Source organism: Streptomyces lacaronensis (assembly GCF_047337785.1).
GTDB classification, from domain to species: domain Bacteria; phylum Actinomycetota; class Actinomycetes; order Streptomycetales; family Streptomycetaceae; genus Streptomyces; species Streptomyces lycopersici.
Genome location: NZ_JBLHDK010000003.1, coordinates 811330 through 830962 on the forward strand (window position 1 = coordinate 811330; position 19633 = coordinate 830962).

A 19633-nucleotide genomic window follows, 5' to 3' on the forward strand; every position below is an offset into this window, starting at 1 on the left:
CGGCCGGCTCAGCCCCTGGGTACGTCGGGCCGTCTGCCTCCGACGGAGAGACACGACGCGATCGTCCGCTCGCGCGGAACCGTCTCCCCCACCCGCGCCGCCGGCAGCTCCACGGTGAACAGCGCACCGTGCCCCGGCCGCCCCTCGGCGGTGATCCGCCCCCCATGGCTTTCGACCACCTCGCGGGCCAGCGCCAGTCCGAGCCCGAACCGTCTGCCGCGGCCGGCGGAACCCCTGGCGAACCGCTCGAAGAGGCGCGCGGCCTCCTTCGGCGCGAACCCCACTCCGGTGTCGCGTACGGACAGCGACACGATGCCGGGAAGCGGGGTGTCCACGGACACCGTCACCTCCCCGCCGGGCGGGGTGTGCCCCATCGCGTTGTCGACCAGCGCGGCGATCACCCGCCGCAGGGCGGGAGCGGTGCCCACCACCACATGCCGCCCCGGCCCTGGCCGCAGCCGCACGGCCAGCCCCATCTCCTGGGCCCGGGCGTCCTCGGCGGAGACCGCCTCCTCGGCGAGCGCGGTCAGGTCGACCGGATCGCGGGACCCCGGCGACTGGGACAGCCGCGCGGACAGCAGCAGGTCGTCGATGACGTCACCGAGCTGCCGGGTGCCGGTTACCAGGCGCTGAAGGTCGGTGGCCAGCTGCTGGGGGGTCTCCGAGCCGGAGCGCCGGGCCAGCAGTTGGGCGCGGGTGTGCAGCTGGGTCAGCGGGGTGCGCAGCTCATGGCTGGCGTCCGCGACGAACCGCCGCTGCCGGTCCAGTGCCTCGGAGAGCGGCTCCATCGACCGTCGCGCGAGCATGCCGCTGGCGGCCGCGACGAGCAGCAGACCCAACGCCTCGGCCGCCGCGAAGGCGAGCAGCAGATGGTTGCGGTCGGCGCGCTGGAACCGTTCCCCGTACGCCGCCTGGACGAGCTCCGAGCCACGCCGGGCGGTGCGCACGGTGTACTGTTCACCGCCCCGCTCCACCCGCTCCAGCACCGGAGGAGCACCCGCGCGGACCGCGGCCAGGCTGGATCTCACGGGCAGTCCGGCGGGGGTGCCGGGGGTGCTGCTGACCGCTCCGTCCCGCTCCACGGTCATCCACACACAGACCGGCGGGCTCTCGACGGTGTTGTGGTCGATGCCCCACTGGGTTTCCCGCTCCGCGTCGGCGCGCTGGGCGAACAGCACGACGGTGTAGACGATGCCCCCGACGATCAGCATGATCACCGACATCACCAGCGAGATCCGCCAGGTGATCGTCCACTGGGCGGCGGCGAGCCTGCGCTGCTCGGGGCTCCGTGCCGTGCGGCGCGGGAAACGGATCGGCATCGCGTTCACAGGGCCCCCAGCTGGTAGCCGCGTCCCCGCACGGTGCGGACGACATCACGGCCCAGTTTCCGCCGCAGGTAGTAGACATAGGTGTCGACGATGGACTCCGCCGAGGTGTCGGGGAAGACACGCTCACGGAGGTGCGCGCGTTCGTGCACCATCCGGGGGCCTTCGGCGAGCGCGTGGAGCAGTCCGAATTCCCGCAAGGACAGTTCGACGCCCGTGCCGTCGGCCAGGCGCACCTCGCGGCGCCGGAGGTCCAGCTCTCCGTCGCCGAGCGGAAGGACTTCGGCGTCGACGAGGTCGCGCCGGTGCAGCGCCCGCACCCTCGCCAGCAGCTCGTCCACTTCGAAGGGCTTGACCAGATAGTCGTCCGCGCCGGAGTCGAGGCCGGTGACACGCTCGTCGAGTGCGCCCAGCGCGGTCAGCACCAGCACCCGGGTAGTGACACCGACCCTTCGTAATCGTTTTACCAGGTCCAGGCCCTCGATGCCCGGAAGCATCCGGTCGATGACCATCACCTGATGTCGTCGCCCCAGAGCGAGATGAAGCCCCCGTTGGCCATCGAATGCCACATCGACGTCGTAACCCTCTGAGCTGAACAACTCGACCAGCATGTCTGCGGTTTCCCGGTCGTCCTCGACCAGTAACAGCCGTGTCTGATCCGCAGTCGACCGGTCTCTATCGGCTGGGTAGATCATTCGCTCATCTTGGCCCAATCCGCGTCGATACGACGTCCGGGGTGCGGAACAGGGTCGTGAAGGCGCCAGAAGTGGCTCTCGGGGAGTACCCGCTTCGCGGGTACGGGCCGGGCGCCGACGCGGCTCAGGATGCTGTCGAGAACAGCTTCCAGACCAGGGAGACGACCCTCGACGGACCGCAGATCGACGGGGGCCTCCGCGGCGAACTCCGCCATCCGTTCCGCGGTGAGCGGCTGGGCGTCCGGCGCCTCCGTGTCATGCCGCGTGCGTGCGACGCCGATCCTGGAGGTGAGCTGGGTCCGGAGAACCCGTTGGGTAAACATACGCAACGTCTCTCTGGCGCGGGACCGTCGCGCGATGGCGCCATTCCTTTGACCATCCGGTGCGGGTCCACCGAGTGTTCAAAGGACCTCTGTCGTCTCGATGGCGCGGACCGTGTCAGCTCCTCACGACGCCGCGCAGGAGCAGGTCGATGAGCCGGGTGGCCAGGTCGCGCCGGTCCTCTCCGGCGGCCATGAGGCTGATCCCGCCGAGGGCCATCAGCACGTCCTGGGCGTCGGCCTCCGGCCGCGCCGCCGGCCCGCCCTCCCCGGACGACAGCAGGTGGTCGATCGCCCCGGCCAGCAGAGCCCGGGTCTGCAGCCGTTCGCTGTCGTCGGTCAGCACCACTCTCAGCGCCTCGGCCATCCCGCTCTTGGCGGCCATGAAGTCGATGAAGCGCTCCATCCAGGTTCGCAGCGCCTCCACCGGTGGCAGAGTGTCGGCGAGGTGCGGCGCCGCCTCGCACAGGCGCCGCACTTCCTGCCGGTAGACCGCCTCGACCAGGAGTTCCTTGGACGGGAACCGGCGGTAGAGCGTGCCGACGCCGACACCGGCCTCGCGGGCGATGTCCTTGACCGAGGCCCCCGATCCCTCACGGGCGAACACGGCCGCCGCCGTCTCCAGCAGCCGGTCCTCGTTGCGTTGCGCGTCGGCGCGCAGCGGCCTGCGCTGCCGCGCCGCGTTCCCCTCGGTGCCGGTCAATCCGGGTCCCCTCTCGCCACCACTTGCAACCGGAACCGGTTCCGCTTACGGTCGAGAAGCGATCCGGAACCGGTTCCGGATATGAGCGTACGACGGCCTGCCGCCACCGCGCCACCGGCCGCGCGCTCGCCCCCCATGCCACCATCTCCCTGGAGCGCGTCATGACCGACCACCTCATCACCACCCCCTTCGGGGCCAGGACGACCGCCGCCGAGGTTCTCGACGGCGTCGACCTCACCGGCAAGCGCGCCCTCGTCACCGGAGCGGCCTCCGGCATCGGACGCGAAACCGCACGCGTGCTGGCCGCCGCCGGTGCCGAGGTCACCATCGGCGTCCGCGACCCGGCGGCGGGTGGGCGGGCCGCCGGGGAGATCTCCCCGGCGAGCGGCCCGGGAACGGTGCACGCCGCGCTGCTCGACCTCGCCGACCAGAGTTCGGTGCGCGCCTTCGTCGGTGCTTGGCGCGGGCCGCTGCACATCCTGGTCCTCAACGCCGGTGTGATGGCCTCGCCACTTCAGCGGACGAGGGAGGGCTGGGAGATCCAGTTCGCCACCAATCACCTCGGCCACTTCGCCCTCGCCACCGGTCTGCACGGCGCCCTGGCGGCGGCCCGTGGCGCACGTGTGGCCGCGGTCAGCTCGGTCGGCCACGTCAACGGCGATGTGCTCTTCGACGACATCAACTTCGAGCGGCACCCCTACGACCCGTGGGCGGCCTACAGCCAGTCCAAGACCGCCAATGTGCTGTTCGCGGTCGAGGCGAGCCGCCGCTGGGCATCAGATCTGATCGCCGTCAACGCCCTCAACCCCGGCCGTATCACGAGCACCCGGCTCGGCCGCCACATCGGGGACGTCTCCCACAGCCCCGCCTCCTTCGACCCCACCAGCACCGATGTGTCCTGGAAGAACATCGAGCAGGGGGCCGCGACCTCCGTACTGCTCGCCGCCTCCCCGCTGACCGAGGGCGTGACCGGCCGGTACTTCGAGGACTGCGAGGAGGCCGGACCCCATCGACCCGGTGTCCGGCGCGGAGTGGCCGCCCACGCGCTGGACGCCCGCCACGCGGCCCGCCTGTGGCGGATCTCCTGCGACATGCTCGCGACCACCGCCTGACCACGGCACGCCCCACGGGGTCCGACGGGACGAGGACTACCGCTTGTACGGATCCCCGTCAGGGAGCCATGCGTCCGGCGCGTGGATGCCGAAGTCGCCGACACCTTCCGTCAGAACGTCCACGGTGCTCAGAACGGCCGGGCGGAGCTCTTCCCGGCGCCAGACGAGTGACCAGGTCCAATAGACCTTCGGCTCGACCACGGGACGCATCACCAGATCAGGCGGCAGTGACGTGGTCTGGCCCTTGGGCGAGTTCAGGATGGGCCGCCCGCGGCGGCGTACGTGGTCGAAGAACACGGGGCCGGTGACACCGCCGTCCGTGATGCGTACGGCGGGCGCGCCGGTGTCGGCGGCCAGCCGCTCCGCGTAGTCGTTCCAGGACACCCATGTGGTGGCGTCGTCGTCCAGCAGAACGACGGTGTCCTGGGCGCGGACCTCGCCGGTGTCCTGCCCGGTCGAGACGGCGTAGAGCCGGTCCGCGCCGATCAGCCGGGCACTGAGTCCGCGCTTCTCCAGGTCGTCCGTGCGGATCCAGCACACCGCGAGGTCGAGGCCGCCGTCCGCGACGCGGGCGGCCTGGGCGTGGGAGGGCGCCACCCATGCGTCGATGTGCAGGCGCGCCACGGACGAGGCGCGGGCGGTCAGGTCCGAGGGCAGCCAATTCACGTATCCGAGCCGGACCGGTTCCGAGCCCGCGATCCTCGCGGCGCGGTTGCGGAGATCGTCGGCGCGGTCGAGCAGGTCCCGGGTGTGCGGGAGCAGGGCCGCTCCCGCCGGAGTGAGGGCCACCGAACGGCGGTCGCGGTCGAAGAGCCGGACTCCGAGGTCCCGTTCCAGCGCCTTGATCTGCTGGGACAGGGAGGGACCGGCGACAAGGAGCCGCTCCGCGGCCCGGCCGAAGTTCAGCTCCTCGGCCACAGCGACGAAATACCGCAACTGACGCAGCTCCACGATCGCCATGCTACCCGCGGTGGGAGGCGCCACCCATGAGCCCATCACCGGCCGCCGCCGCGCCTCAGGCGCCGACCGGCGCCTGCGGTGTGCGAGCTCCCAGCAACGCCAGACAGTTCGGCCACACCGCGCCGAGCCGGGAAGCGTTGTTGTAGAGCTTGGCGAACAACACCTGGCCCTCGAGCTGCGCGACCACGGACCGAGCGGCTTCGCGGGTGTCGGCGACGGTGACCTCGTCACGCTCGACGGCATCGGCGATGACCGAGTCGACCATCTCGACCTGGATCTCGAAGATCTCCTGGAGCCGCTTGCGGACGGCTTCGGTCTGATTGCTCATCTCCAGGGTGAGGTTGCCGAACATGCAACCCGAAACGGTCCCGCAACTCCGCTGCCCGGCGCGCTGGGCGGCCTCCGTCTCCTCGAACAGCTTCCGCAGCCGTTGCAGCGGCCGCGCGCCGCTGTTCAGGATGCGGGTCCAGTCGTGCCGCTGGGCGGTCCAGTGCTCGTCGATCACGGCCAGCGCGAGGGCCTCCTTGGACTCGAAGAAGTAGTAGAAACTGCCCTTGGGCACTCCGGCCGTCTTACAGATCTCGGCCACCCCCAGAGCCGAGTAGCCGCGCAGCTCGATGAGCGACCGCGCAGCGCTGAGGATCTTTTCCCGGGCATCACTCGTCCGTCCCATCCTGTCAGTATACGACCGATCGACTACCTTTTACTGGACCGGTCATCTACTCATGGGTCGCTGATCCCTGAGGCCCGTGACGATCCACGCAGTGCGGGGCCGGGCACGCCGCACGGCCCCGCCCGCGTCACCGTCCGACTCAGTGTCCGGCGTTCTGGCCGCCGTCCACGTGCACGATCTCGCCGGTGACGAACGGGGCGTTCTCCAGGTAGACGATCGCGTTGACCACATCGTCGACCTCCCCCATCCTGCCGAGCGGATGCATCGCGGCGAGGGCCTCCTGCGCCTCGGCCGCATGCATGGGGGTGCGGATGGCGCCCAGTGCGACGGTGTTGACCCGGATGCCACGGGCCGCGTACTCGATCGCCAGCGCCCTGGTGACCGCGTTCAGTCCGCCTTTGGTCAGCGAGGCGAGCGCTGAGGGCGTCTGTGAGTTGGCGTGGTCGACCAGGCTCGTGGAAAGGTTCACCACGTGGCCGCCGCCGTCCCGGGAGAGCATCGCGGCGACGGCGCTGCGGGACGTTTCGAAGAAACCGCGCAGGTTGACCCCGGTCACGAGGTCGTAGTCCTCATCGGTGAAGTCGGTGAACGGCTTGGAGACGAAGACCCCGGCGTTGTTGACGAGCGTGTCGATCCGCCCGAACCGGGCCAGGGTCGCGTCGACGATACGGGCGCCCACGCCCGGCTCGGACACATCACCACTGACGGCCAGCACGCCGGGATCACTCGACTCGTCCAGGGAGCGGGCGGTCGCGGTAACCGCGTAGCCGAGCTCGCGGTAGGCGGAGACCAGGGCGGCGCCGATTCCCCGGGAAGCCCCGGTGACGATGGCGACCTTCTGCACGGTGTTCATTCGACCACCGCTCTCTCCGGTTCAGACGGTAGTTGCGATCCGGGCCGCGGCGCCGGGCAGGTGCGCTGTGGGAGTGCGCCCACTTTGCCGAGGGCCGCTCGGTGGATTCAGGTCCCAGGCGCGGTCGCTCCCGTTGTCTCCATCATGCGCCCGACAGCGGCGCACCCGCACGCCGGGCCGCCGGTACCGGATCCCCCCGGTGCCGGCGCCTCGGCGTGTCACGCCAGGTGGCGGGGCTCAGCCGAAGAGCGGGCCGACGGCCCAGGGTGATGCCCTCGCATCGCGTGCCGAGAGCGGTGTGGAGGGGCTCCAGCGCGTCGGCGCCGAAAGCGATCTTCGCCGCGATCACGGTGCGGACCGGCGCCCAGGCCCGGTCCATGAGGTCGCGGATGTGTTCCGGCAACCCGGCCAGGCGCGTCTCGTTGAGGACCGCCGGGCTTATGACGTGCCAGGTGATGTCGAGTCGTTTGTGACGTCCGGCTCCATCCCGGTCGCGCGGCCGGGCCCGAGCGCCTCGAATTCACGGATCTGGTCCGGCTTGCGGACGGTGCCGACGACCCGGTGCCCGGCGGCCGGCGCCTCCTGGGCGAAGGCGCGTCAGAGACCGCCACTGACACCGGCGATGAGGAAAATCTTGCTCATGGAAGCTTCCGTGTGAGGGCAAGGGCGTGCCCGGGCGCCCGTACCGGCGCCCGGGCAGGCGGTCCGGGGTCAGTGGCCGGCGCTCTGACCGCCGTCGACGTGGAGGATCTCGCCGGTGACGAACGGGGCGTTCTCCAGGTAGAGGACGGCGTCGACGATGTCGCCGATCTCGCCCATCCGGCCGACCGGGTGGAGGGCGGCGAGTGTGTCGTGGTACTCCGCAGGGTGCATCGGCGTCCTGATGATGCCGAGGGACACGGCGTTGCTGCGTATGCCGCGGGTGGCGTATTCGATGGCCAGGGCCTTGGTGGCCGACTGGAGTCCGCCCTTGGTGAGGGAGGCCAGTACGGAGGTGACCGCGGAGTGGGCGTGGTCGACCAGGCTGGTGGTGATCTGGACGATGTGTCCGCCGCTTTGGCGGAGCATCTGCTCGGTGGCGAGCTGGGTGATGCGGAAGAAACCGCCGAGGTTGACGCCGGTGACCGCGTCGTAGTCCGCCCGCGTGTACTCGGTGAAGGGCTTGGCGACGAAGATGCCGGCGTTGTTGACCAGGGTGTCGATGCGGCCGAAGCGCTCGATGGCGGCACCGGCCACGCGCTCGGCGGTGGCGGGGTCGGCGATGTCGCCCTGGACGGTCAGGATCTCGGGATCGGAAGAGGGGGCGATCCCGCGCGAGGTGGCGACGACGGCATGGCCGAGCTTGCGGTACGCCTCGACCAGGCCCGCGCCGATGCCCTGGGACGCGCCGGTGATGACGGCGACCTTCTGACCGGAAGTGCTCATGGTGACTGTCTCCAGTGGGGTGGGGTGTCCGGACCGGCGCTGATCACCGGCCCTCCATGAACATAGACGACCGGTCGACAAACAGCCAGGAACGCCCAGCGCGCCCCACCTCCCCCGCACGGCTGTGACCTGCGGTGGGAGGCGGCGCCTACCAGACGGGAGGAAGCCGGTCACAGGGATGCCCTGGTCAGGCCGATCCGTCCGAGGCACCGAGGCCGAGGAGAGAAGGGTCCGCACCCGCGCGTGCGTGGTGTCCGTAAGAGGCCGGGCCTACCAGGAGGGAGGAAGCCGGTCGTGGCATTCGCCCTGGTGGCGGGCGCAGCCTGAGGCCATGGGAGCGCGACGCCCCAGGCTTCCGTACCGCGAAACCGTCGAGGACCACATCGTGACCGCAGCAGCTCCGCGCCCCCACACCACTGGCTCCCGGAGCGTCCGCCACTCGCCCTGGACCCATGTGGCGCGGGCAGCCGCCGCGCTGGGGGCGGGCATGGGTGTCGGCCGTTTCGTCTACACGCCGATTCTTCCCCTGATGCACACTCAGGCCGGGCTGTCCGCGGCGACGGGTGCGAATCTCGCCACCGCCAACTATGTCGGCTATCTGATCGGCGCACTCGCCGGAACCTTCCTGTCACGTCTGACGCGCTCCCCCACCGTGCTGCGGAGTTGTCTGGTGGTGCTGGCGGTGTCACTGGCAGGGATGCCACTGACCCACGCCACCGGTGTATGGCTGCTGCTCCGGCTGTGCGCGGGAGTGGCCAGTGCGGTGATCTTCGTCATCGCCGTCAGCTCGTTGCTCAGCCATCTGCGCGACCATCCCGCCCACTTGCCCGGGTGGGCCTTCGGCGGAGTCGGGGCCGGTATCGCCCTGTCCGGATCGCTCGTCCTCGCCCTGCGCACCATCGCGGACTGGCAGGCCGCGTGGTGGGCCTCCGCCGGGCTGACCGCGCTGCTCGCCCTTCCCGCATGGTTCCTGCGGCCGGAACCCGCGCCCGCGTCGGTGCCCGTCACTTCCCGGTCCGGAGCGGAACGGCAGGCGAGCGGCCCGCGCACCCATCGCTGGTTCACCGCGCTCTTCGCCTCGTACACGCTGGAGGGCGTCGGCTACATCATCGCCGGTACCTTCCTGGTGGCCGCGATCGAGCAGAGTTCCCCCGGCTGGATCGGCAGCGGTGCCTGGGTGCTGGTGGGCCTCGCGGCCGTTCCGTCCTCCGCGCTGTGGGCGGGGCTGGGCCGGCGCTGGTCCCGCCCCAGCCTCCTGCTGGCCGCGCTGGGCGTCCAGGCCGTCGGCATCGCCCTGCCCGCGCTGATCGGTGGCGTCGCCGCGGCGCTGATCTCCGCGGTGCTCTTCGGCGCCACCTTCATCGGCGTCAGCACCCTCGCGCTCGCGACCGGCGCGCATCTGCGCTTCCCCCGCGCGGTCGCGCTGCTGACGGCCGGATACTCGGTGGGCCAGATTCTCGGCCCGCTGGTCGCCACCCCGCTACTGCGCCACGGGTACCACCAGGCCCTGCTCCTCGCGGCCGTGGTCGTGCTGGCGTCCGCCGTCGCGGCCGCCCTCCTCCGGATCGGGTTCCCCCACCACATGCCCGCGCCCGGCCACCCGGCGGTCCGCGCGGAGCCCGCGCCCGGCCGGCGGTCCACGGGCCTCGGCACCGCCGAGGCCCGGGCGGACTGACCTCGTCTTCAGTCGACGAGGTCCAGCGCGGCGGTGACGATGCTGTCCGTGTCGATGCCGTGGTAGCGGTAGACGTCCTCGATCGAACCGCTCTGGCCGAACCGCGACACACCGAGGGTGGTGACGGGCGTGTTCTGGATCGTGCTCAGGAAGGCCAGCGTGTGCGGATGGCCGTCCAGCACGGTGACCAGTGGTGTGGTCCGGTCGGCGGGGAAGACCTGGTCGAGGATCCAGCTCGGGTCCCGCGACAGGCCGCGGCGGGCCTGGAGCGCGCGGAAGAGCAGGTCCGGGCTGGTCACGCAGACCACGTCGGCGCCGTGGCCGAGGGCGGCGAGCCGGTCGGCGGCGGCCAGGGCCTCCGGGACCACGGCGCCCATCGCGGCGAGGGTCACCACGGGCCTCTCGTGCCGGCGCAGCCGGTAGGCGCCCGCGGTCACCTGCCGTCGGCGGCGCTCACGGGCTGCCGGGTCGCCGGGCACGTCGGCCGCGGACTGGTCGACGGGCCGGGTGGACAGCCGAAGATAGGCCGAACTCCCGTCCGGCCGGCCGAGGTTGCCGAGTGCGGCCAGCAGACACCATTCGGTGTCGATCGCGAACGCGGGCTCAAAGGTGACACAGCCGGGCTGTTCGATGCCCAGCGAGGGTGTGGTGATCGACTGATGGGCGCCGCCCTCCGGGGCGAGCGTGACCCCGGACGGCGTGCCGACCAGGATCGACTGGCCGCCCGCGTAGACGCCGAACGACCACGGCTCCAGGGCCCGGTTGACGAAGGGGTCGTAGACGACGCCGATCGGCAGCAGCGGCTGGCCCCAGCGGCTCCAGGTGGCACCCAGCTCGCCGAGCAGGCCGACCAGGTTGGTCTCCGCGATGCCCAGCTCCACATGCTGGCCCGTGGGCCGCTCCCGCCAGTGCAGGATCGTCTCGGCGTCATCGGCGAACCAGTTGGGGCGCTCGGTCGGGGACCACACACCGACCTTGTTGAGCCAGCCGCCGAGGTTGGTGGTGGAGCTGACGTCCGGGCTGACGGTCACGATACGGGCGGCCGCCTCCGGCGCCCGCCGGGTGAGGTCCAGCAGGACGCGTCCGAGGGCCTGCTGGGTGCTGCCGGAGCCGGTCGGTGCCGGGCGGGCGAGGTCGGCGGGAACCGCGGGGGCCTGCCGCGACGGGTGCCCGGGGCGGCGCAGCCGCCTGGCGGCCGCCGCGCACCGGGCCGCCTCCGGCGATCCACCGGCGAAGGCCGCCCACGGCCGGTCGGGGTCCGTTCCCAGGCGGTCGGCCAGGGTCCTCATCTGGTCGGCGGTCAGCAGGGAGGAGTGGTTCTGCGGATGACCCTCGGTGGGCAGCCCGTAGCCCTTCACCGTGTACGCGAAGATGACGGTCGGGCGGGTGTCGTCGACGCTGTCGAACGCGTCCATCAGCGCGCCGATGTCGTGCCCTCCCAGGTTGCGCAGCGCCGTCAGCAGCGAGGCGTCGTCCAAGGGGGCGATCAGGTCCGCGATCGGCCCGGCGGTGGAGCCGGTGCCGGGCAGGCGCTCGCGCAACTCGTCGGCGGAGCAGCGCAGCAGACGCTGGTACTCGGGGTTGTCCATGGCGTCGATACGGGCGTGCAGGGCCTCGCCGCCCGGCCGCGCGAACAACTCCCGCAGCGCGTGCCCGTACTTGAGGGTGATGACCTGCCAGCCGGCCGCGGCGAACATGCCCTGCAGCCGGTCCGCGGCGATGCCGGGGACGACCCGGTCCAGGGACTGCCGGTTCAGGTCGACGACCCACACCGCCTCGCCCAGACCCGGCACCATCGGGTCCTGGATCGCCTCCCAGATGGCGCCCTCGTCCAGCTCCGCGTCGCCCAGCAGGGAGTACTGCCGTCCCCTCCCGGCCCCGCCGAAGTGGCCCTCCACATAGCGCCGGGCGAGGGCGCCCCACAGGGGGGCGGTGGCGCCGATGCCGACCGAGCCCGTGGAGTAGTCGACCGGGTCGGGGTCCTTGGCCCGGCTGGGGTAGCTCTGGAGGCCGCCGAAGGCGCGCAGGGTGGTCAGGTAGGACTCGTCCAGCTCGCCCAGCAGGTAGTTGATGGCGTGCAGCACGGGTGAGGCGTGCGGTTTGACCGCCACCCGGTCCTCAGGGTCAAGCGCGTGGAACCACAGCGCCGTCATGATCGAGGACATCGAGGCGCTGGACGCCTGGTGACCGCCGACCTTCAGCCCCGAGGGGTTCGGCCGCACCCGGTTGGCGTGGTCGATGATCGCGGTGGACAGCCACAGCACCCGCTGTCCGACCGCCTCCAGCACGGCGAGCTCCTCCTCCCGGGCACGGCCCGAGCCATTGCCGCCGATCGCTCTCAGCTCCGGGTCCAGGACCATCACCGACCGCCTCCGCTGTCCGCACCACGCCGTGGAAACTGATTTTGTGCTCCGTCAGTAGACAGATAGCTCTTCAACTGCACAAGATGCTTCTCTTTCATTGAGCATTCTGCTCATGCTCCGGGTCGAATGAGGGACGTCGATTGAGCACTATGAACAGCGAGCGAGGGGTGGACGCCACCGACGCGCGGATCCTGCTCGCCCTCGCCGCCCGGCCACGGGCCACCGTCGTCGCCCTGGCCGAGCAGTTGGGGTTGTCCCGCAACACCGTCCAGGCGCGGGTGACCAGAATGGAGCAGGGCGGCGCGCTGGGCTCCTTCGAACGCCGGATCACCCCGAACGCACTGGGCCATCCGCTCACCGCGTTCGTCACCGCGCGGGTCGATCAGCGCCGGCTGGCCGAGGTGTCCGAGGCACTGGCGGGCATCGACGAAGTCGTGGAGGTCTTCGGCCTCAGCGGCGAGACGGATCTGCTCGTACGGGTGGTCGCCGCGGACGCGGAGGATCTGTACCGGATCGCGGGGCAGATCCTCGCCGTTCCCGGCATCGAGCGCACGGCGACGGCCCTGGCCATGCGCGAGCTGGTGCCGCACCGCCTCACCCCGCTGCTGCGCCGTGCCGCGGCGGAGTGAGCGTTCAGTTCGCCCCGTCGGCGATGCCACCCCGTTCGAGCGCCAGCCGGGTCAGTTCGACGCGCGTGTTGATGCCGAGCTTGGTGAAGATATGCCTCATGTGGGTGTTGACGGTGTGAATGGACACGTAGAGCCGGTCGGCGATGGCCCGGTTGGTGAGACCGTCCACGACGAGCGGGATCAGTTTGCGCTCGGATTCGGTCAGGTTCCCCCACCCCGGAGGGCCGGTGGTGTGGTTCCGTGGGGCGCCGGTGCGCACACCGAGCCGCCGAAGGCGCCGTCTGATCCGTTCGTGGTCGCGCAGGGCTCCTGAGGCCGCAGCCAGCTCACCCGCTTCTTCCAGGTACGGGATCGCCGGGGCCGTATCGGCGGAAGTGGCCAGGAGTTCGCCGAGGTCCTCGCAGGCCGCGGCCAGGCCCAGCGGTCTGCCACCGCTCCGGTAGGCGCTGATCGCGGACTCCAGTCCACGCGGATCGCTGTGGAGCAGGCCGTCCACATGGGCGCGGACCGCCCGGATGATCCGCTGGCTGTCGTCCCGCGCGGTCAGGGCGCGCAGGGCGCCGGACACGGCCTCCGCGACCGACCGGTCCCCGCCGCGGAGCGCGATGCGTACGATCCCGGGCCAGTGGGACGGCGTCACCGCCAGCAGCCGCGTCGGCTCACGGTCCCCGAAGCCGGCCGCGAGTGCCGCTGCCACCGGGGCGTCCAAGCCGCCCTCCGCGTCCGCCAGACAGGCGCGCGCGAGCGTCACCCACCGGCCGTACCGCTGCGCGGCCGGGTCGGGACCGGCTGCGGCGGCGCGGAGATGGTCCCTCGCCCTGGCGAGGTCACCGCGTCTGATCTCCACCAATGCCAGCACGGACCGGGCCCGCGCGTTCGGTCGAGTGATCTCGAGTTCGTCCGCCACCGTCAGACTGGCCTCGGCCTCCACGGCCGCGTCGTCCAGCGCTCCCTGTTCGAGGAGGGCGCAAGCGCGAGTGGCGTGCCAGTGGGGAAGTGACCAGCCGAGGCCCAGCGCCTCCGCCTCACGCTGTCCGTCCCGCAGGATCCGCTCGGTGTCCGCGATCCGGTCGGTGGCGAGCAGCGCCATGGCCAGCCACAGCGCCGGGATCCGCGGGGGCCGCAGATAGAGCGCGCCGGACTCCGTGCCGGCGCGCCCGGCGGCCTCCTCGGCCAGCTCGACGGCGCGGGCGAGGCGCCCGCGGTAGAAGGACGTCTGCGACTGGAACACCATGGCGCTGACGACGACGGCCGGATCGTCGCCGCGGTAGGCGGCCGCGACCAGCCCGGTGTCGGTCTGCTCGGCGGCGGTGATGTCCCCGAGGTACACATGGCCCGTCCCCTTGGTCTTCAACAGCCGTACGCGCACATCGGGCGGCAGCGCGGGAAGATCCAGAGCCCGCTGGAGGTGTGTCATCGCGGCGGCGTCGTCGCCCGCGGCCTGGTGGATCTCGGCCGCCACCAGGCGCAGACGCGCCTCCGGCAGCGGTTCGAGGCGGTCCGACAGGGTGGCGTCGACCAGGTCGAGCGCTTCGTGCACCCGGCGGGTCCGGCCGAGGTACTCGGCGGCGTCAGTCAGCAGCGTGATGCGACGCCGGTCCCGCGGGGGCAGCAGTCCGGCGATCCGCTGAGCCAGGTCCGCGGCCGCGTCGGGGGCCGACGCCGACAGTTCGCGTACGGCGGTGGTCAGCGTGGTCACGGCCTCCTCGTCAACCGGGCCGCCCGACATGACGACATGCCAGGCCACCTCGGCGGACCGGGCCCCGATGCCCCGCAGACTGTCGGCCGCCTCCCGGTGCAGAGCGATCCGTACGGCCTGCGGCAGGTTCTCGTGGACGGCCTGCCGAATGAGGTCGTGGCGGAAGGCGAGTCGGGGGCCGTCGGCCGAGAGCAGACCGGCGTTCAGGGCGGCCTCGACGCCCGACAGCAGGCTGCCGACCCGTCTGCCGAGCATCCGGGCGGCCGTGCCGAGGTCGAATTCGCGGCCGAGGACGGAGCCCATCTGGAGCAGGCGCACGGCATCCTCCGGGAGCCGGTCCAGCCGTGCGGCTACACTCCGCCGGAAACCGGCGGGAATGCCGTCGTGCACAAGGCTCGCCACGCCCGCCTCCACCTTGACGGCGTCCGTGTCGGCGAAGGCGCGCACCAATTCGATCGCCAGGAACGGATTGCCCGCGACGCCTCGCAGCTGCCGGGCCAGACCGGGTGACGGCGTCGCCCCGATGACATCGGCCGCGATCTGCCCCAGCTCCTCCCGCGGCAGGGGGCCGAGGGGCAGCCACCGGGCTCCGAGGCGTTCGAGGTCCTCCCGCACCATGGTCACGGTCGGCCGCTCGGCTTCCGTCCGTACCGCCAGCGCCCACAGGATCCGTGAGCCGGCCAGCCGTCCGGGCAGGGTGCGGAGCACGAAGAGGGTGGCCGGATCGGCCCACTGCGCGTCGTCCACCAGCACCGCCACCGGGCCGCGCTGGGCCCGCGTCTCCAGGGCGTCCGCGATGCCGTCCAGCAGCCAGAGCCGCTGGTCGTCGGTGGCCACGGCGGCCCGGTGGGGACCGGCGGAGGACCCCAGGGCGGACTGTAGGGCCGCTCCCGCCGCGTACTGGTCGAGCTCGTCGGCCCGTACGGACACCACATCGAAGCCGGATCGCCGCGCCATCCCGTCCAGCTCCGCGAGCAGCCGGCTCTTCCCGACGCCGGGCGCGCCTTCCACGACGACGCGGGCGCCCCGCCCAGCGAGCACCGCTTCCAGATCCTCACGGACAGCGGCGATCTCGCGGTCCCGTCCTCTGAGGGGCAGCCCGGCCACGGCCCGGTCCCCGCGCCCCCGGGTCCGGTCGCCCGCGGGGTCTGTGCTGCGCATGGGGCCAGCATGCCGCACGGCCACATCACCCTCAACGCCGGTTCCCCCGCGCTGGACGCTTTCACCCGGGTGATTTCCGGTGCCGCGCCGTCCGCTCACCCCGCCGCGACGCATGCTCCGAGCCGTCCAGATCTCTTGCCCCCGGAAAGGAGCACGACGTGCGTACAGGCAAGGAATACCTGGCGGCGCTGAACGACGGCCGCACGGTGTGGGTGGGCGACGAGCTCGTCGACAACGTGGCCACACACCCCACGACCCGGGCGTACGCCCGCAGGCTCGCCGACTTCTACGACCTGCACCACCGCCCGGACCTCCAGGACGTCATGACGTTCGTGGACGAGGAGGGCGTCCGGCGGTCCATGACGTGGTTCCAGCACCGCTCCAAGGACGACCTGCGGCGCAAGCGGCGCTACATGGAGACGGTGCTGCGGGAGCTCGGCGCCGGGGCCGTCCCGCGCACCCCGGACGTCAACAACTACGTCCTGCTGACCTACGTCGACGACCCCGAGCCCTGGAGCAGCCAGTCCGTCGGCACCGACGGGAGGGACCTCACCGAGGGCATCATCGGCTTCTGGAACGTGGCACGGGAGGGCGACCTCAACACGACACCGGCCTTCGTCGACCCGCAGACGGACCGCTCGCGCGATTCCGCACAGGCCGAGTCCCCCGCCCTTCAGGTGGTCGGCACCTCGGACGAGGGCATCACCGTGCGGGGGGTGAAGGCGATCAGCACCGGCGCGGCCTTCGGGGACTGGATCCACATCGGCGTCTTCTACCGCCCCGGCATCCTGCCGGAGCAGATCATCTTCGGGGCGGTGAAGCCCAACACCCCGGGGGTCACCATCATCTGCCGGCAGAGCAACGTCCGGGACGGCGAGGACGTCGAGCACCCGCTGGCCTCCCAGGGTGACGAACTGGACAGCGTCATCGTGTTCGAGGATGTACTCATCCCCTGGGACCGGGTGTTCCACATCGGCAACCCGAAGCACACGTCGCTGTACCCGCAGCGCGTCTTCGACTGGCTGCACTACCAGGCCCTGGTCCGGCAGATGGTGCGCGCCGAGCTGATGCTCGGCCTGACCCTGCTGATCACCGAGCACATCGGCACCTACCAGCTGCCGCCGGTGCAGACCCGGATCGCCCGGTTCGCGGGCTTCCACCAGACGCTCAAGGCGCATGTGATCGCTTCGGAGGACGAGGGGTTCACCACCCCAGGCGGCCTCTACAAGCCGAACGTCCTGATGTTCGACTTCGGGCGGGCGTACTACCTCGAGAACATCGCCGGGATGGTCCACGAGGTGATCGACCTCGCCGGTCGTGCCTCGCTCATCTTCCCCACCGAGGGGCAGTGGCAACGGCCCGAACTGCGGCCCTGGCTGGAGGCGTTGCAGACGGGACCGGTCGGGAGGCCGCACGACCGGCTGAAGATCAGCCGGGTGATCCGCGATCTGTTCCTGTCCGACTGGGGTGACCGCATCAGCACCTTCGAGAACTTCAACGGCACGCCCCTGCTGGCCATCCGCACCCTCACCATGAAGCGCGCCGAGCTGTCCCCGAGCGGGGGCATGGCAGACCTCGCGCGTAAGGTCTGCGGCATCGAGGGCGTCGACGAGCGGGAGGCGACCGCGTACACGGCCCAGGCGGACTACGCACGGCGCCAGGACGCCTCGTAGCGCGATGCGGGGCCCGGGTCAGAGCACACCGCACTCCCGGGCCCTGGCCACCGCACCGCTTCTGTCGTGCGCGTCGAGTTTGCGGTAGACGGCCCGTACCTGTGTCTTGACGGTGTTGTGGGACACATAGAGCTCGGCGGCGATCTCACGTAGGGTCAGCGGACCGCACAGGGCGCGGAGCACTCGGCGCTCCCCCGGCGACAGGTCCTGGGGCCCGGGCGCGGAAGGCGCCACGGCCGTGTCCTCACCGGCCGGGCCGAGCAGGTCCGTCAGTACCCCGCGCGATTCGCACCCGAACGCCGCCCGCTCGGCCGCCTCGCGGGCCTCCCGCGCCGCGTCCGCGTTGCGCCGCGCGCTCTCCAGCCGCGCGCGTGTGGCGTGGCACAGGGCGCGGATGTGGGGTTCGTGCGACGTCCGGGGCGGGCCCGCCAGAGCCGCTTCCGCGTCGGCCAGAGCCCGCTCGGCCTCCTCGGCCGGGCCCTCTTCGAGGAGCAGACCGGCCCGGGCGATGTAGCCGGACACAGAGACGAAGTGCCCGCTCAGTCCGGTCGTCGCGGCCGCTTCGAGGGCCTCGTCGCTCAGCATGCGCGCCGGCTCGTGCCGTCCGGCCAGCAGCGCGCACAGCGCCCGCAAACCCAGGGCGCGGACGAGCACCAGGCTGTGCCCGGCGGCGTGTGCGTCACGGGTCGCCTCGCCGAGCAGCGCCTCCGCCTCCTCGTACCGGGAGGTCCACAGGGCGGCGGCGCCGCGGGCCATACAGACCAGGGCGCGCCAGGACGTCAACGGCCGGGTGCCGCCGACGGCGGACGCGCCGAGCCGGTCGGCGGTCAGGACCTCCCCCTTCAGACAGCAGGCCACGGCCTGCGCCACGGCTGCCGCATCGGACACCGTGCTGCCCTCGCCGACCGTCTCGGGTCCCGTCTGTCTGAGCCGGGCCACGTCCAGCCAGCGCCGGGCCGTCTGAGGGGCGCCCCCGGAGAGAGCCGCCATCGCCGCCACGACGCACAAGCGCGCGTCGGCGGCGACCGTGCGGCGCGGCAGGAGGTCCAGCCACCGCGCGATCAGCGCACCACCGCCCGCCGAGATCGCCTTCTCCCAGGCGCCGAGGATCGAGGCGACGGCCGCCGGCTCATCGACGCCGAGCACCCAGTGCCGTACGGCGGCGGTCGTCTCGCCCTGCCGCGAGTACCACTGCGCCGCTGCCCGGTGCAGGGACGCGACGGTGTCCGGCCCTTCGGAGGTGAGGACGTCGGAGAGCAGCGTGGCCAGTGCCCGGTGATGCCGGTACGCCGGCGGATCGGCCGCGACGGGTACGAGCAGTCGTACGGTCCGTGCGAGCTCCCGCAGCAGTACGCCCGCCCGGTCCCCGGCGAGGGCCTGGCACGGCCCGGTACTCAGCTCGTCGAGCACACTGGTGCGCAGCAGGAACCGGCGCTGTTCCGTGGTGAGCCGGAACAGCACCTCGGTGGCCAGATACTCGGAGACCGCTTGCCTGCCACGGGCCACGTTCCGTTCGGTGTCGGCCTGGTCGGCCGAGCGGGCGAGGACGCGCCCCATGACGCACAGCCCCGCCGCCCATCCCTCGGTGGCCTCGTACAGCGCGCCCGAAGTGTCCGCGGCCGGAGGGGCGCCGAGCAGATCGGTGAGCACGGCCTGTGCCTCCTCTGGGGTGAAGGCCAGGTCGTGCTGGTCGAGTTCGGCGACGAGACCCCGGGCGCGGAGGGTCGGTATGGGCCTTCCGGGGACGTGCCGGGTCGACGCCACGGCGCGGAAGCCCCGGGGAAGCCGGGTCAGGAAGTCCGCCAGGCTGCGGACCGCGTCGGCGTCGGTGATCGAGTCCAGTCCGTCGAGGATCAGGGTGAGCGGCTCCTGTTCACCCAGTCCGGTCACCAGGCTCGGCAGGATCTCCTCGAGCCATGCGTCGAGCGTCCACTCATCGCTGTCGAGGCGGACGGGCAGTTCCGGCCGTACGTGGCGCAACGCCCGCAGGATGCCGGCCCAGAGCCGGCCCGGGGCGTTGTCGCCCCCGTCCAAACTGAGCCAGGCGTACTCTCCACGGGCCGCCGTGGCTTGCGCCCACTCGGCCAGGAGCACGGTCTTCCCGGCACCGGCCGGTGCGGAGACCACCACCACGGGCTCGGTCGCCGCGTCGAGCCGGCGCAACAGCCGCGGGCGGGTCAGAAGGTGTGGGGGCTGGGCCGGAGGACGCAGCTTGAAGGCCGGCACGGAGCGGGACATGGCACCTTCAGTGGAGTCGTCGGGACGGGCGGAGCCCCCGACGGCCGTGGCTCGCCTCGCGAGATCCGGCATCGGGGGCGGTGGTGGTGAGCCGGTCGCCGCGGCGGCCTCCTTCGGGCCGCCGCGCCC

Annotated in this window: 16 protein-coding genes; 4 read left to right on the plus strand and 12 right to left on the minus strand. The window is 71.9% G+C overall.

Annotation, left to right across the window (positions count from 1 at the left end):
• Positions 1-8 precede the first annotated feature (8 nt).
• From ACMTAK_RS04785 to ACMTAK_RS04800, 4 genes are all read right to left on the minus strand, one after another.
• Positions 9-1319: a sensor histidine kinase gene (locus ACMTAK_RS04785; protein ID WP_413804967.1), complete on the minus strand. Its 1311-nt coding sequence runs from the start codon at positions 1317-1319 to the stop codon at positions 9-11.
• 5 nt (positions 1320-1324) lie between these two features.
• Entirely contained in the window at positions 1325-2020 is a 696-nt protein-coding gene (locus ACMTAK_RS04790) for a response regulator transcription factor (protein ID WP_413804968.1), read from the minus strand.
• Entirely contained in the window at positions 2017-2343 is a 327-nt protein-coding gene (locus tag ACMTAK_RS04795; protein ID WP_413804969.1) for a hypothetical protein, read from the minus strand. The genes ACMTAK_RS04790 and ACMTAK_RS04795 overlap by 4 nt, the downstream gene beginning before the upstream one ends.
• Before the next feature lie 115 nt (positions 2344-2458).
• Positions 2459-3043, minus strand: coding sequence for a TetR/AcrR family transcriptional regulator (locus ACMTAK_RS04800; RefSeq protein ID WP_413804970.1), 585 nt, complete (start codon positions 3041-3043; stop codon positions 2459-2461).
• A gap of 161 nt (positions 3044-3204) precedes the next feature.
• On the opposite strand from ACMTAK_RS04800, the gene ACMTAK_RS04805 reads away from it, so the two are divergent.
• The gene (locus tag ACMTAK_RS04805) at positions 3205-4155 is read left to right on the plus strand and encodes an SDR family NAD(P)-dependent oxidoreductase (protein WP_413804971.1); all 951 of its coding nucleotides are present in this window, start codon (positions 3205-3207) and stop codon (positions 4153-4155) included.
• 36 nt (positions 4156-4191) lie between these two features.
• Here the strand turns inward: ACMTAK_RS04805 and ACMTAK_RS04810 are convergent, their stop codons facing one another.
• The 5 genes from ACMTAK_RS04810 to ACMTAK_RS04830 form a co-directional block, all read right to left on the minus strand.
• Positions 4192-5115 (minus strand): LysR family transcriptional regulator, encoded by a 924-nt coding sequence (locus tag ACMTAK_RS04810; RefSeq protein ID WP_413804972.1) that lies wholly within the window; start codon positions 5113-5115, stop codon positions 4192-4194.
• A gap of 55 nt (positions 5116-5170) precedes the next feature.
• Entirely contained in the window at positions 5171-5788 is a 618-nt protein-coding gene (locus ACMTAK_RS04815) for a TetR/AcrR family transcriptional regulator (RefSeq protein ID WP_413804973.1), read from the minus strand.
• A 139-nt stretch (positions 5789-5927) separates the two neighbouring features.
• A complete protein-coding gene (locus ACMTAK_RS04820) occupies positions 5928-6641 on the minus strand; it encodes an SDR family NAD(P)-dependent oxidoreductase (protein ID WP_413804974.1) in 714 nt (237 codons plus the stop codon).
• Between the two features lie 142 nt (positions 6642-6783).
• Positions 6784-7161: a mycothiol-dependent nitroreductase Rv2466c family protein gene (locus tag ACMTAK_RS04825; protein WP_413812801.1), complete on the minus strand. Its 378-nt coding sequence runs from the start codon at positions 7159-7161 to the stop codon at positions 6784-6786.
• A 191-nt stretch (positions 7162-7352) separates the two neighbouring features.
• On the minus strand, positions 7353-8066 hold the full coding sequence (locus ACMTAK_RS04830) for an SDR family NAD(P)-dependent oxidoreductase (protein ID WP_413804975.1): 714 nt from the start codon (positions 8064-8066) through the stop codon (positions 7353-7355).
• 487 nt (positions 8067-8553) lie between these two features.
• On the opposite strand from ACMTAK_RS04830, the gene ACMTAK_RS04835 reads away from it, so the two are divergent.
• Positions 8554-9741, plus strand: coding sequence for a YbfB/YjiJ family MFS transporter (locus ACMTAK_RS04835; protein ID WP_413812802.1), 1188 nt, complete (start codon positions 8554-8556; stop codon positions 9739-9741).
• 8 nt (positions 9742-9749) lie between these two features.
• On the opposite strand, the gene ACMTAK_RS04840 is transcribed toward ACMTAK_RS04835, so the two are convergent.
• Positions 9750-12101 (minus strand): transketolase-like TK C-terminal-containing protein, encoded by a 2352-nt coding sequence (locus ACMTAK_RS04840; protein ID WP_413804976.1) that lies wholly within the window; start codon positions 12099-12101, stop codon positions 9750-9752.
• A 152-nt stretch (positions 12102-12253) separates the two neighbouring features.
• Here ACMTAK_RS04840 and ACMTAK_RS04845 point away from each other — a divergent pair, with 152 nt between their 5' ends.
• Complete coding sequence (locus ACMTAK_RS04845) at positions 12254-12733, plus strand: Lrp/AsnC family transcriptional regulator (RefSeq protein WP_413804977.1); 480 nt, start codon at positions 12254-12256, stop codon at positions 12731-12733.
• Positions 12734-12737: 4 nt separating this feature from the next.
• Here ACMTAK_RS04845 and ACMTAK_RS04850 read toward each other — a convergent pair whose 3' ends face one another.
• A complete protein-coding gene (locus ACMTAK_RS04850; protein ID WP_413804978.1) occupies positions 12738-15593 on the minus strand; it encodes a helix-turn-helix transcriptional regulator in 2856 nt (951 codons plus the stop codon).
• A 158-nt stretch (positions 15594-15751) separates the two neighbouring features.
• Here ACMTAK_RS04850 and ACMTAK_RS04855 point away from each other — a divergent pair, with 158 nt between their 5' ends.
• Positions 15752-17266: a 4-hydroxyphenylacetate 3-hydroxylase family protein gene (locus tag ACMTAK_RS04855; protein ID WP_413804979.1), complete on the plus strand. Its 1515-nt coding sequence runs from the start codon at positions 15752-15754 to the stop codon at positions 17264-17266.
• Positions 17267-17284: 18 nt separating this feature from the next.
• On the opposite strand, the gene ACMTAK_RS04860 is transcribed toward ACMTAK_RS04855, so the two are convergent.
• Positions 17285-19504 (minus strand): helix-turn-helix transcriptional regulator, encoded by a 2220-nt coding sequence (locus ACMTAK_RS04860; protein ID WP_413804980.1) that lies wholly within the window; start codon positions 19502-19504, stop codon positions 17285-17287.
• Positions 19505-19633: the final 129 nt, after the last annotated feature.